Raw genomic sequence first — 13191 nt, forward strand, 5'->3', positions numbered from 1 at the left:
GTTTCGAGAATTGCAGTTAATGCTGTTGTCCGCAATGCGGCGGCAACAGACCTGCATCGACACAAAATCATCGCAACAACTCCCCGAAGCGTTAATTCGCGCCGATGCGCGGCGTCTTGTTCTCGCCACATCCGGAAGCTTTACGGCCCGGCGGATGTCGGCCGCGCACGGGCCGGCTGGGAAGTGGGGGTGTCAACGAAGGATGACTAATGTTCGAGTTGTTTGCGTCTCGCCTGTCGCGTTGTGTTGTCGCGCTGGCGCTCTTCTTTGCGGCGGTCGCCGCGTTTGTTTCTCCGGCCTCGGCACGGCCACATCGTCATAGCGCAGAGCGGCACGCTTACGTGCATCACGCCAGCAGATATCATCACTATCGGCACCAGGCCCGCAGCTCGCGCTTCGAGCGCAGCGCGGCGCAGCTGCAGGCCGGCGGATTCATGAACACCCAGGCCAGTTATGATCCGAACGCCAACAGCGGCGGCATGGGTGACATGCGCTACGTGGGCGGCGGTGACATGGGCATCGGCGGAAACATGCGCCGCGCTGGCAAAGTGAGCCGCGCTGCCAACATCAGCTACGCTGTCAACAAGAGCAGCACTGGCGAAGCCGGCAACATGGGTATGAGCGGCGGTTTCGGCGGCGGATCGGGCCTCGTGTCCGAGGCGCGCCGCTATCTCGGCGGCAACCCGACCGGGCGCGGCAGCCTGTGGTGCGCGCGCTTCATGAACATGGTGCTTGAGAAAACCGGCCACCATGGCACCGGCTCGGACATGGCGAATTCGTTCGCGCGTTACGGCACGCGTGTCTCCGGCCCGCAGGTCGGTGCCATCGCGGTGATGTCGCGCGGCGGCCGGGGCGGCCACGTCGGAATCATCACCGGCGTCGACGCGCAGGGCAATCCGATCATGATCTCCGGCAACAACGGCAACCGCGTCCGCGAGGCCCCGGTCTCGCGCGGCCGCATCTATGCGTATGTGATGCCGAACTGAAGGTGACAGCTGCGTAGGGTGGGTTAGCTCGCGGTCGCGCGAAGCGCGGTCCGCGGGCGTAACCCACCTCTTTGGTTTCTGTGGTGACAGAAGTGGTGGGTTACGCCTTCGGCTAACCCACCCTACGAAGCTCACACCAGCTTCGGCTCTTCCACCGCGACCGCATCGCCCACGCCGATCTCGCCGCCGGCGATCACCTCGGCATAGATGCCGCAATCCATGTGGCCGAGATGGCGCGAGAGCGTCGGCGGGATTTCGAGGTCGCGCTGTGCGGTCTGCGGATCGACATTGGTGGCCGGGCAACGGACGATGCGCTTGACCACTTGCAGCCGGGCCTGACCGATCGCGAGCGTCTGGCCGACGAGGTCGAGCTCGGACCAGGCCGGCCAGCCCTTCACGTAGAGATTGGCGCGGAAGCGCAGGGGGTGGACGGCGGTGCCACCGAGCATGGCCTCGATCGCGCGGACACTGTCGAGATTGATGATGGACACGACCTTGCGGGCGACGTCGGAAAAGCTGTGGTCGCGGCCCGACAGAACCTTGGGCGGGCCCTTCAGCTCGGGCTGAAAGTTCTCGCTGAAGTAGCGCTCGATGGCGGCGCGCCCGGCGGCGGTCTCCAGATCGCCGCTGGCGACGATCTGGCCGTCCTTGCGGATGGTCAGGCGGTTGGTCGCGTCCTCGAACCGGCTGTCGAGGGAAGCCAGCCGCTCATTGCGCGCCAGCATCAGAAACTGGATTTTTGGCTTCCAGGCCGGCGCCTCGGGATCGAACCCGCTCGGGCCGTTCTCGATGGCGTAGCGGCGGTCGGCAGGCAGGGTCTCCCCTCGCCGCAAGGCGACGCGGGACAGGCGCTCCGGCGTCAGGCCCTTGATCGGGTAGCGGTAGAGATCGGTGATTTCGGCGGTCTGGCTGGCTGTCATGCCGCTACTTAGGGGATTCGACCTCCTGGCGCCAAGCCGGCCAAACAGCGCACGAAATTGTGAACTCGCCTCTTTCGCTCCCGCGAGCTGCTTCCCACATCTGCCTCAGGCCGGCGGCAGCGTCGGTAAATGACGACCGTTACCGGTTGAGAAACGTCAATGCGGTAATTGTAAACCCAATGAAGATGCCGTGTGGAGTGCCTTAGAGGGCTCCATGGGCAGGCCGAGGGACAGAAAAGATGAACATTGAGAAGTATACCGAACGATCCAGGGGCTTCATCCAGTCGGCGCAGTCGCTTGCGATGCGCGAGGGGCACCAGCAGTTTTCGACCCTGCACGTCCTGAAAGTCCTCCTGGACGACAATGAGGGGCTCGCTGCCGGTCTGATCGACCGTGCCGGCGGCAATTCCCGCGCAATTCTGAAGGCGACCGAGGACGCCCTGAACAAGGTGCCGAAGGTCTCTGGCGGCGGCGGGCAGATCTATCTGGCGCCCGAGCTGGCCCGCACCTTCGATGCCGCTGAAAAGGCCGGCGAGAAGGCCGGCGACAGTTTTGTCACCGTCGAGCGGCTGCTGCTCGGCCTCACGCTGGAGAAGACCAGCGAGGCCGGCGTGATCCTCAACAAGGGCGGTGTCACCCCGCAAAACCTCAACGCGGCCATCGAGGCGCTGCGCAAGGGCCGCACGGCCGACTCGGCGACCGCCGAGAACGCCTATGACGCGCTGAAGAAATATGCCCGCGACCTGACCCAGGCGGCGCGCGACGGCAAGCTCGACCCGGTCATCGGCCGCGACGAGGAGATCCGCCGTACCATTCAAGTGCTCTCGCGCCGGACCAAGAACAATCCCGTCCTGATCGGCGAGCCCGGCGTCGGCAAGACCGCCATCGCCGAAGGCCTCGCGCTGCGCATCGTCAATGGCGACGTGCCGGAGAGCCTGAAGGACAAGAAGCTGCTCTCGCTCGATCTCGGTGCGCTGATTGCCGGCGCGAAATACCGCGGCGAGTTCGAGGAGCGGCTGAAGGCCGTGCTCCAGGAAGTGACCGGGAGCGAGGGCACCTTCATCCTGTTCATCGACGAGATGCACACGCTGATCGGCGCCGGCAAGGGCGACGGCGCGATGGACGCATCGAACCTGCTGAAGCCGGCGCTCGCGCGCGGCGAGCTGCACTGCATCGGCGCGACCACGCTCGACGAGTACCAGAAGCACGTCGAGAAGGATGCGGCGCTGGCGCGGCGCTTCCAGCCGATCTTCGTCAGCGAGCCCTCGGTCGAGGACACCATCTCGATCCTGCGCGGACTGAAGGACAAGTACGAGCAGCACCATGGCGTGCGGATCACCGATTCCGCGCTCGTGGCCGCCACGACGCTGTCCAACCGCTACATCACCGACCGCTTCCTGCCGGACAAGGCGATCGACCTCATGGACGAGGCCGCGGCGCGGCTGAAGATGCAGGTCGATTCCAAGCCGGAAGAGCTGGATTCGCTGGATCGCGAGATCATCCGGCTCAAGATCGAGCAGGAGGCGCTGAAGAAGGAAAGCGATGTCGGCTCCAAGACCCGGCTCCAGACGCTGGAGAAGGACCTTGCCGAGCTCGAGGAGAAGTCTGCGGCGCTGACGGCGCGCTGGAGCGCGGAGAAGAACAAGCTCTCCGATGCCCAGAAGCTGAAGGCCGAGCTCGACAGCTTGCGCGTCGAGCTTGCCAACGCCCAGCGGCGCGGCGAATTTCAGAAGGCCGGCGAGCTGGCCTATGGCCGGATCCCGGAGCTCGAGAAGAAGCTTGCCGACATCGAGGCCAAGGACAATACAACGCAGAACTCCGGCGAGATGATGGAGGAGGCGGTCACCGCCAACCACATCGCGCAGGTGGTCTCGCGCTGGACCGGCGTGCCCGTCGACAAGATGCTGGAAGGCGAGAAGGAGAAGCTCCTGAAGATGGAGGAGCAGCTCGGCACCCGCGTCGTCGGCCAGGCCGAGGCCGTGCGTGCGGTCGCAACCGCCGTGCGCCGCTCGCGCGCGGGCTTGCAGGACCCGAACCGCCCGACCGGCTCGTTCATGTTCCTGGGACCGACCGGCGTCGGCAAGACCGAGCTGACCAAAGCCTTGGCGGAGTACCTGTTCAACGACGAGACCGCGATGGTCCGCCTCGACATGTCCGAGTACATGGAGAAGCATTCGGTCTCGCGGCTGATCGGCGCGCCTCCGGGCTATGTCGGCTATGACGAGGGCGGCGCGCTCACCGAAGCGGTGCGGCGCCGGCCCTACCAGGTCGTGCTGTTCGACGAGATCGAGAAGGCGCATCCTGACGTCTTCAACGTCCTGTTGCAGGTGCTCGACGACGGCCGCCTGACCGATGGCCAGGGCCGTACCGTCGATTTCCGCAACACGCTGATCATCATGACCTCGAACCTCGGTTCGGAGTTCCTGGTGAATCAACCCGAGGGCGAAGACACCTCGGCCGTCCGCGAGCAGGTGATGGGAATGGTGCGGGGACATTTCCGTCCCGAATTCCTCAACCGCGTCGACGAGATCATCCTGTTCCATCGTTTGCAGAGGAGCGAGATGGGCCGGATCGTCGAGATCCAGTTCGCGCGGCTCCAGAAGCTCCTGACCGATCGCAAGATCGTGCTGACGCTCGATGCTGCAGCCCGCGACTGGCTCGCGGCCAAGGGTTGGGATCCCGCCTATGGCGCACGGCCGCTGAAGCGGGTGATCCAGCGCTACCTCCAGGATCCGCTCGCCGAGATGATCCTGGCCGGCGACGTCAGGGACGGCGACAACGTCGCGATCTCGTCCGAAGGCAACGTGCTGACCTTCAACGGCAAGGCACCGCAAACCGCGGAGATCGCGCAGTTCGAGGCGCCCGTGACGAAGCGGAAGCTGAACTGATCATTGGCGCTCGCCGCCAGGCAAGATCGTCCCGGAGAGGTCCGTCCTCTCCGGGACGATTTATTTTGGTCAGTCGGCTGGTTTGTCGGAGTCGAGATGCTCACCATCGTCCCGGTGGGGAGAGGTGGGTGCTCAGGTATATACCTAAGCTGATCGCTCCTAGCTGATTGCGGACGCCGAGCCGGGGGCGGCCGGGCCTTGCTCGTCGTCCTCCTGCTCGAGCTCCGACAGGATGTCGACAAGCTCGCGCACGCGGCCTTGCGCCAGCGGACGTAGGTCGTTGATCATCGGCTCGTCATTGGCGAGCCAGGCCTGGGCTTCTGCGAGTTCCTCGACGGTCGCGCCGGTTCCGATGATCTGGGCGATGGTGACGTCGTCGGCCCGATCCACGGCCTTGATGACATCGTCGCGTGAGAGCCGCGTCATGGGGCGATCCTCCTGCTGGTCGGCTTCCCGTCAGCGTGTAACCGGGAAGCCGTGTCCCGGTTCCATCGCTGCCGAACCTTGCTCGGCGGACGCTACTTCTTCGCCACCTTGTAGATCGCATTCTCGATGTCGGACGAGAAGTAGATCACGCCTGAGGCGCCGACCGCCACGCCCGTCGGGACGTGGGTCGGCAGGCCGCCGGGGGCGCCCGTCAGGCCGATCGGGAGGTCGGCCGCGATCTCGGTGATCTTGCCGCTCTCCGGGGCGATCTCGATCAATCGCCTGGCGCCGACTTCCGCTACGATCAGCTTGCCGTCGCGGGTGCGTGCGATGCCCTCGGGCATTTTCAGCTCCTTGGCGACCACGGTCTTTTCGCCGTTGCCCTCGATCTTGGATACGACACCCGCAAAGGCTTCGGTGACATAGACCTCGCCACGCGATCCGCCGACGAGGCCGACCGGGCCCTCGAGGCCGCCGATCAGCGTGGTGCGATCCTTGCTGTGTTCGCCGCTGACGCGGACCAGCGACTTGGTGCCGAGCTCGGCCACCAGGATGCTGCCGTCATCGAGCACGATCGCATCATGCGGCGCCTGGAAGCCATGCAGCATGTCGCGCGTCGCGCCGGTCTTGCCGTCGATCACCTGCACCGTGCCGGTGAACCAGCTCGACAGGACCACGTCGTTGCCCTTCGCCGTCGCGCTCATCGGATATTCGAGCGTGACGCCGGCGGCATGCATGCGCGCCTTCTCGGTGACCTCGCCGGTCGCACCGTCCACCGTGCGGTAGGCGAACACGTCGGCGATGTGGATCGTATCCTTGCCATTTTCCGAGGTGACGCCGAGGCCGCCGGGCAGCGCGAGCTTGCCGATGATGATTTGCCTGGCTTTGCCGGTCGCCGGATCGACTTCCTGGATGCCGTTGTCGGCCATGTTGGAGACGTAGATGCGGTCCTTGTCGTCGATCGCGAGGTTGTCCAGCGACGGCTTCAGCTGTGCCACCATGGTCTTGGCGCCCGACTTGGGATCGACCCGAACGAGCTGGCCGAGCGCGGTGTCGACCACCCAGAGATTGCCCTTGGAATCGAAATTCACCGCGGCCGGGACCTTGAAGCCGTCGGCGACGACAGTCAGCTCGGCCTTGTCGACGTCAACCTTGGCGACCTGTCCCTTGAACCAGAGGGGACCGTAGAGCTTATCGTCGGGACCGAACTCGAAGCCGTTGAGGCCGCCCATCTTCTCCATGATCTGACGCGGCGGTTTGACGCCTTCGACGTCGATCTCGTAGAGCGTGTCGCCGAGGAAAACCGTCGTGGCGTAGAGCCTGCCGTCCTTGCGGAAGGCCAGCGAATTGATGCCGGGAAGGCCGGAGGCGAGCTTCTTGATCGGGCCGTCGCCCTTGCGCGAATAGAGATCGCCGGCCAAGAAGCCGGTCCATGCCATGGTGCCGTCGGGCGCGAATGCGATGTCGTCGGCCATTCCGATCGGAGCCGGGATTGCAACCTTGGCGGTACCACCGGCGATGTCCACTTCGTAGAGCATGGCGCCGGCGACGCTGCCGGCAAACAGATGGCCGGCCTTGTCGACCCCGAGCCCATGCACGCCATGGAACGCCGAACCGGGGACGAGTTTCGTGACCTCCCAAGTCTCCGGGACTGTCTGGGCCGATGCGCTCGTGGTGCAGACGATCGCAGCAACGACGGCTGCGCAGGCAAGCCTGTTGTTCATGGCGTGACCTCCCATTTTTTGGAAAGTATTCGCCCGTCATGCGGCTTTGGCAAACGAAACTTGACGTTGTGACGCCGTAAAGCAGATCGCTCCGAGAGCGTCCCATTCAGCCGTGTTGATGAAGGTATCCGGTCGATGTCGGCCGGTTTTCGGCTTACCGGTTGGTGACCTGCAACGGTCCGCCGGTCGCATCCGAGATACGGGCGATGGCGCCGCCCCGGCCGCTCATCATGCCGTCGAGCCGGTCGCGCTCTTTCTCGAAGCCGGCGAGCATCGGGCCTTCCAGCGAGCGGCCGCGCGGCAGTTTCACGCGCAGCGGATCGACGAAGCGGCCGTTGACCAGGATTTCGTAATGGACGTGCGGTCCGGTCGACGCGCCGGTCGAACCGACGAAGCCGATCACCTGGCCCTGCCGCACCTTCTTGCCGATCTCCATGCCCTTGGCGAAGGCCGACATGTGGCCGTAGGCGGTCTCGTAGCCGTTGTTATGCTTGATGCGGATATACTTGCCGTAGCCGCCTTCGGGGCCGGCCTTTTCGATCACGCCGTTGCCGGAGGCGAAGATCGGCGTGCCGTAGGCGGTGGCCCAGTCGACGCCGGTGTGCATCTTCACGTAGCCGAGGATCGGGTGGCGGCGGCCGCCGAAGCCGGAGCGCATGATCGCGTTGTTGACGGGTTTCCTGACCAGGAACTTCTTCGCGCTCTTGCCGCTCTCGTCGTAGTAATCGACCACGCCGTCGTCAGGGCTTTGGTAGCGGTAGTATTTCTTGGTCTCGCCGCCGACCGTGAGCGAAGCGAACAGCACGTCGTTCTTTTCGCTCGACGTCACGCCCTCGTCCTCGCCGGCGTAGAACACGTCGAAGGAATCGCCCGGCTGCACCTTGCGCTGGAAATCGACGTCGTAGGAGTAGATCTTGATCATGTCGTCGATGACCGGCATCGGCACTTTGTTGCGCATCGCGGTCTCGTAGATGCTCTGGTAGAGCCGCACGCCGGTGCCGTCATCGTCGTCGTCATCGTCGCTGTTGGCGTTGGCCGTGGCGTCAGCGACGGTGTTCATGCTGGAGACGTCGACCGCGACGTATTTGCCGAGGTCGGACAGCGCCGCGATTGCCTCGACCATGGTGTCGTTTGCAACCACGACGCGATAGGGCTGGAGCCGGGCGCCGGGGCTTGCGGGCGCCATCAGGATGCGGAGCTTCTCGCCTTCCTTCAGGCCGCCGTCGCGGCCGCGCGGGCCGAGCGTCGCGGCGATCGCCTTGATCTCGTCGGCCGTCGCGCCGAGATCGCGCAGGACGGAGGTGACGCTGTCGCCCTTCTTGACCAGATGGACGCGCTCGCCGTTGGGATTGCCGCCGGTGATCTGCTCCTTGGTCTTCGGCAGCAGCGTGACGTTTTCCGGCACCACGCGCGTCTCGAAGCCGGCATAGGGATCGGACGGCGACACTTCGGTGGCGTAGGCCATCTTGACGTCGGACGCGCCGGTTGCGCCGGAAACGTCGGCGGTAGCGTTGGCGAGCGAGGCGTAGCGCACCCCGCCATTGCCGCGCCAGTTGGCGGCATCGCGGACCCGCATCAGGATGTCGTCGAGCGCCACCACCGCGGAAATCTTGGCCTTCGGCAGCACCGGCGACAGGTCCTTGGTGACGAAGGAGACCTCGGCGTCGGGTTCGACCGCTTCGGGGTTGTTGGGATCGTCGGCGGCGGTCTTCGGATCGGAGCCGACGTCGGTGAGCAGGCGCTGGGCGTTGAACGGTGGAATCTTCGCCGACAGGTCGCTCGTCGTCATCGACAGATTGCCGGCGATGCGGACGAAGGGGCGCACCCGCATCACGTCGCGATTGCCGACGCGGGCCACCGTGGAGACGCGCACGATGTTGCGCGAGGCCGTGGATTCGCTCGGCGGCGGCAGGCGGTCGCTCTTGTGCAGCGTGGCGGCGCGATCAGCTGCGCCAAATGCACCACGCAGCGCGCCTTCGACCCGCTCCGGCACCTTGGCGAAGGTCATCTCGCCGTCGAGCGAAGCGAAAACGGCGCCGCCGATCAGGGCTGCGCCGCAAAGTCCGGTCAGAATTGTCCCGCTGAACCATTGTACCGAAACACGACGGCGATCGATGACGGCAGCTTCGGAACCATCGACGGAAAGCGGCGGCTCGTGGCCGAGATCGATGATCCCGGTCTCACGCCCATAAGCGCCGCGTGACGTCCTGTGGTTCAACCCAAGTCCCCCAATCAACGACCCAAGAGGCCCATACCAGCCCGGTTTCGAGCCCTGTCCTGGCCGCCCTCTTGCAGGGGCATCGCAGGAAACGGCAAGCCGCACAGGCGTCCGCGGTCAGAAGGCCCCGATGATGGGCCGGCCGAAATTACGAACAGCTAAGCGGAAAAAGATCTCTCGATGTCTCTCGAATGTCTGAAGAAGGACGCTTCATCGTATGATCGCCTTCCTCTGACCCCACCTAAACCGCCGGCAGCCCCCACTGGCATCCCCGCGATTCAAGCTTGTCTCTTATCAGAACGCCGCGGGAATGTGGCTCAAGTACGGCGCCTAATATCGAAAAAGTTTCCTGAAGGGGTGGGCGCTGGGAGCCGCTCGGGGAGGCGCCCAAAGCCACTTCCGGAGCCCCTCCGGAGGCCCCCGGGGTGCGAACTTTTTTTGAGATTTTTTGCCGCGCGGCTTCGGGGCAAGCTCTCACGGCCTCGCTAATGCGCTGTAATCGCTGGAATTTTTACGACAATCCACTGTGCGACGATTTGTTGACGATTGGCGTTGACAGCCCGGAAGGTGGGGCCTATAACCCCAACCACTGAGCGCGGCGCCGCCGGGTCACTGACCAAGGCGAGCGAACGCGCCACTGATGCTCCTCACCTTGTTGAGTGAACACAACAGCCGACACCAGTCGGTTGGAGTTCATCCATCGTCGGTAAGGGTGTCGGAACCCTTCCTCTCAGGAAGGTTGGGGCCTCTCAGGTCCCGGGCTGTTTGACAAGTGAAGATGAAGAAAGAGAAACGTGGACGGCGGAGTCCTTGCGGGTCTCGCTTCTGAAAAGCTTCGGCTTTTCTGATCGAGACCGGACGAAAGACTTCGGCGGTACACGTTTTAAAGGAAACACCATCGTTGCCAGCGATGTGAATCGCGGGCAGCTCATCGACTTCGGTCGATGGAAAAATGGTGGGACCTCGTCAAACGTTGTGATCAGCCGGTTCAAAGTTCAAGTCCAACTTGAGAGTTTGATCCTGGCTCAGAGCGAACGCTGGCGGCAGGCTTAACACATGCAAGTCGAGCGGGCGTAGCAATACGTCAGCGGCAGACGGGTGAGTAGCGCGTGGGAACGTACCTTTTGGTTCGGAACAACACAGGGAAACTTGTGCTAATACCGGATAAGCCCTTACGGGGAAAGATTTATCGCCGAAAGATCGGCCCGCGTCTGATTAGCTAGTTGGTGAGGTAATGGCTCACCAAGGCGACGATCAGTAGCTGGTCTGAGAGGATGATCAGCCACATTGGGACTGAGACACGGCCCAAACTCCTACGGGAGGCAGCAGTGGGGAATATTGGACAATGGGGGCAACCCTGATCCAGCCATGCCGCGTGAGTGATGAAGGCCCTAGGGTTGTAAAGCTCTTTTGTGCGGGAAGATAATGACGGTACCGCAAGAATAAGCCCCGGCTAACTTCGTGCCAGCAGCCGCGGTAATACGAAGGGGGCTAGCGTTGCTCGGAATCACTGGGCGTAAAGGGTGCGTAGGCGGGTCTTTAAGTCAGGGGTGAAATCCTGGAGCTCAACTCCAGAACTGCCTTTGATACTGAAGATCTTGAGTTCGGGAGAGGTGAGTGGAACTGCGAGTGTAGAGGTGAAATTCGTAGATATTCGCAAGAACACCAGTGGCGAAGGCGGCTCACTGGCCCGATACTGACGCTGAGGCACGAAAGCGTGGGGAGCAAACAGGATTAGATACCCTGGTAGTCCACGCCGTAAACGATGAATGCCAGCCGTTAGTGGGTTTACTCACTAGTGGCGCAGCTAACGCTTTAAGCATTCCGCCTGGGGAGTACGGTCGCAAGATTAAAACTCAAAGGAATTGACGGGGGCCCGCACAAGCGGTGGAGCATGTGGTTTAATTCGACGCAACGCGCAGAACCTTACCAGCCCTTGACATGTCCAGGACCGGTCGCAGAGATGTGACCTTCTCTTCGGAGCCTGGAACACAGGTGCTGCATGGCTGTCGTCAGCTCGTGTCGTGAGATGTTGGGTTAAGTCCCGCAACGAGCGCAACCCCCGTCCTTAGTTGCTACCATTTAGTTGAGCACTCTAAGGAGACTGCCGGTGATAAGCCGCGAGGAAGGTGGGGATGACGTCAAGTCCTCATGGCCCTTACGGGCTGGGCTACACACGTGCTACAATGGCGGTGACAATGGGATGCTAAGGGGCGACCCTTCGCAAATCTCAAAAAGCCGTCTCAGTTCGGATTGGGCTCTGCAACTCGAGCCCATGAAGTTGGAATCGCTAGTAATCGTGGATCAGCACGCCACGGTGAATACGTTCCCGGGCCTTGTACACACCGCCCGTCACACCATGGGAGTTGGCTTTACCTGAAGACGGTGCGCTAACCAGCAATGGAGGCAGCCGGCCACGGTAGGGTCAGCGACTGGGGTGAAGTCGTAACAAGGTAGCCGTAGGGGAACCTGCGGCTGGATCACCTCCTTTCTAAGGATGATCCTTCAGCTTAGCTTCGGCTAGCTATCGGATCGTTTTAGAAACATCAGGGGCCAACAGATCGCCAGATCGTTGAGCTCCATTGGCGGGATTTCGCCGTCTTCGTTTCTCTTTCTTCGCGGACGAACACGCGCCGGGGCTGCGCTGTGCGATTGCATTCGGCGCTAGTCGCCGGTGCATGCACGCAAGACCCTAGTCCTTGAGAGGATAGCGTTAGGGGCTTGTAGCTCAGTTGGTTAGAGCGCGCGCTTGATAAGCGTGAGGTCGGAAGTTCAAGTCTTCCCAGGCCCACCACTTTCATCGAGTGAGCATTCGTCTTCTGGTTACGGGGCCATAGCTCAGCTGGGAGAGCGCGTGCTTTGCAAGCATGAGGTCGTCGGTTCGATCCCGTCTGGCTCCACCAGATGGTTTGATCACCGAGATCTTGACCGTCGTCCGCGAAACATCACTTCGCACTTGCTAGTCCGGATGGACAGCAGGCTGCGTGATTTCTGACATCGTAAAGAGGAGATCGATCCGAGTTGGATCGTGCAGAAGATTTCTGCGCGATACTTCATTATCTCCGGATCATTTCGGCGCTCACGCGTCCTTCAAGGTCAAACTTGAAAGACGAGCGAGTTGTAAATGATCCTTTTAGCGAAGCTTGACCGCCTCGCTATCGGAACGATCTTACGAAGCAAGCTGGTCTTTCTAATCATTGTCCGGCTGCAGATAGCGTTCATCGAGGGCGCGTGCCGCAAGGCAGTTCTGCAGACAACATTCTGCCGAGTGTGTGGACATTGATAATGAGAGCAATCAAGTGCCTTAAGGGTGTTCGGTGGATGCCTTGGCGCTGAGAGGCGATGAAGGACGTGCTACGCTGCGATAAGCCGTGGGGAGCTGCGAAGAAGCTTTGATCCGCGGATTTCCGAATGGGGAAACCCACCTTCGATAGCCGGAACTCCAAGACCTTTGTCGAAAGACATCGGTGTGGGGTTCGACCAGATAATGGAAGATGCCTAGGCCTTTAGATTTCGATCGAAGAGGTTTTGGATTTCCGGTTATCAAGAGAAGGTATGAGACTTCTGAATACATAGGAGGTTTCAAGCAAACCCAGGGAACTGAAACATCTAAGTACCTGGAGGAAAGGACATCAACAGAGACTCCGTTAGTAGTGGCGAGCGAACGCGGACCAGGCCAGTGATACATCAAAGACAATCGGAACCAGTCAGGAAAGCTGGGCCTTAGAGGGTGATAGCCCCGTACGAGTAATGCGATGATGTATCCACGAGTAAGGCGGGACACGTGCAATCCTGTCTGAACGCGGGGGGACCACCCTCCAAGCCTAAGTACTCCTCAGCGACCGATAGTGAACCAGTACCGTGAGGGAAAGGTGAAAAGCACCCCGACGAGGGGAGTGAAATAGACCTGAAACCGGACACCTACAAACAGATGGAGCTCAAGATTCGTTCTGGGTGACATCGTACCTTTTGTATTATGGGCCAGCGACTTAATTTAACGAGCAAGCTTAAGCCGATAGGCGAAGGCGT

6 protein-coding genes, 2 tRNA genes and 2 rRNA genes (1 of these 10 only partly in view) are annotated in these 13191 nt (G+C 62.0%); 6 read left to right on the forward strand and 4 right to left on the reverse strand.

Features of this window, described 5'->3' with window-relative positions; translation table 11 throughout:
• Positions 1 to 209 precede the first annotated feature (209 nt).
• Positions 210 to 986 carry a TIGR02594 family protein gene (locus BM118_RS16940; protein WP_092186659.1) on the forward strand — a complete coding sequence of 259 codons (777 nt, stop codon included), beginning with the start codon at positions 210 to 212 and terminating at the stop codon, positions 984 to 986.
• Between the two features lie 131 nt (positions 987 to 1117).
• Here BM118_RS16940 and BM118_RS16945 read toward each other — a convergent pair whose 3' ends face one another.
• Positions 1118 to 1906 (reverse strand): MOSC domain-containing protein, encoded by a 789-nt coding sequence (locus tag BM118_RS16945; RefSeq protein ID WP_092186660.1) that lies wholly within the window; start codon positions 1904 to 1906, stop codon positions 1118 to 1120.
• Between the two features lie 239 nt (positions 1907 to 2145).
• On the opposite strand from BM118_RS16945, the gene clpB reads away from it, so the two are divergent.
• Entirely contained in the window at positions 2146 to 4794 is a 2649-nt protein-coding gene (clpB, locus tag BM118_RS16950) for an ATP-dependent chaperone ClpB (protein ID WP_092186661.1), read from the forward strand.
• Between the two features lie 159 nt (positions 4795 to 4953).
• On the opposite strand, the gene BM118_RS16955 is transcribed toward clpB, so the two are convergent.
• From BM118_RS16955 to BM118_RS16965, 3 genes are all read right to left on the reverse strand, one after another.
• Complete coding sequence (locus BM118_RS16955; protein ID WP_092186662.1) at positions 4954 to 5220, reverse strand: hypothetical protein; 267 nt, start codon at positions 5218 to 5220, stop codon at positions 4954 to 4956.
• A 92-nt stretch (positions 5221 to 5312) separates the two neighbouring features.
• Positions 5313 to 6944 (reverse strand): NHL repeat-containing protein, encoded by a 1632-nt coding sequence (locus BM118_RS16960; RefSeq protein WP_092186663.1) that lies wholly within the window; start codon positions 6942 to 6944, stop codon positions 5313 to 5315.
• Positions 6945 to 7098: 154 nt separating this feature from the next.
• On the reverse strand, positions 7099 to 9162 hold the full coding sequence (locus BM118_RS16965) for a M23 family metallopeptidase (protein ID WP_177234383.1): 2064 nt from the start codon (positions 9160 to 9162) through the stop codon (positions 7099 to 7101).
• 1002 nt (positions 9163 to 10164) lie between these two features.
• On the opposite strand from BM118_RS16965, the gene BM118_RS16970 reads away from it, so the two are divergent.
• From BM118_RS16970 to BM118_RS16985, 4 genes are all read left to right on the forward strand, one after another.
• A 16S ribosomal RNA gene (locus tag BM118_RS16970) occupies positions 10165 to 11653 on the forward strand.
• A 226-nt stretch (positions 11654 to 11879) separates the two neighbouring features.
• A tRNA-Ile gene (locus tag BM118_RS16975) sits at positions 11880 to 11956 on the forward strand.
• Positions 11957 to 11989: 33 nt separating this feature from the next.
• Positions 11990 to 12065 (forward strand) — tRNA-Ala (locus tag BM118_RS16980).
• A 390-nt stretch (positions 12066 to 12455) separates the two neighbouring features.
• Positions 12456 to 13191 (forward strand): 23S ribosomal RNA (locus BM118_RS16985) (it continues 2138 nt past the right edge of the window).
• Together the 16S and 23S rRNA genes with 2 tRNA genes alongside form the textbook arrangement of a ribosomal RNA operon.

The organism is Bradyrhizobium sp. cf659 (genome assembly GCF_900113725.1).
Taxonomy (GTDB): Bacteria; Pseudomonadota; Alphaproteobacteria; order Rhizobiales; family Xanthobacteraceae; genus Bradyrhizobium.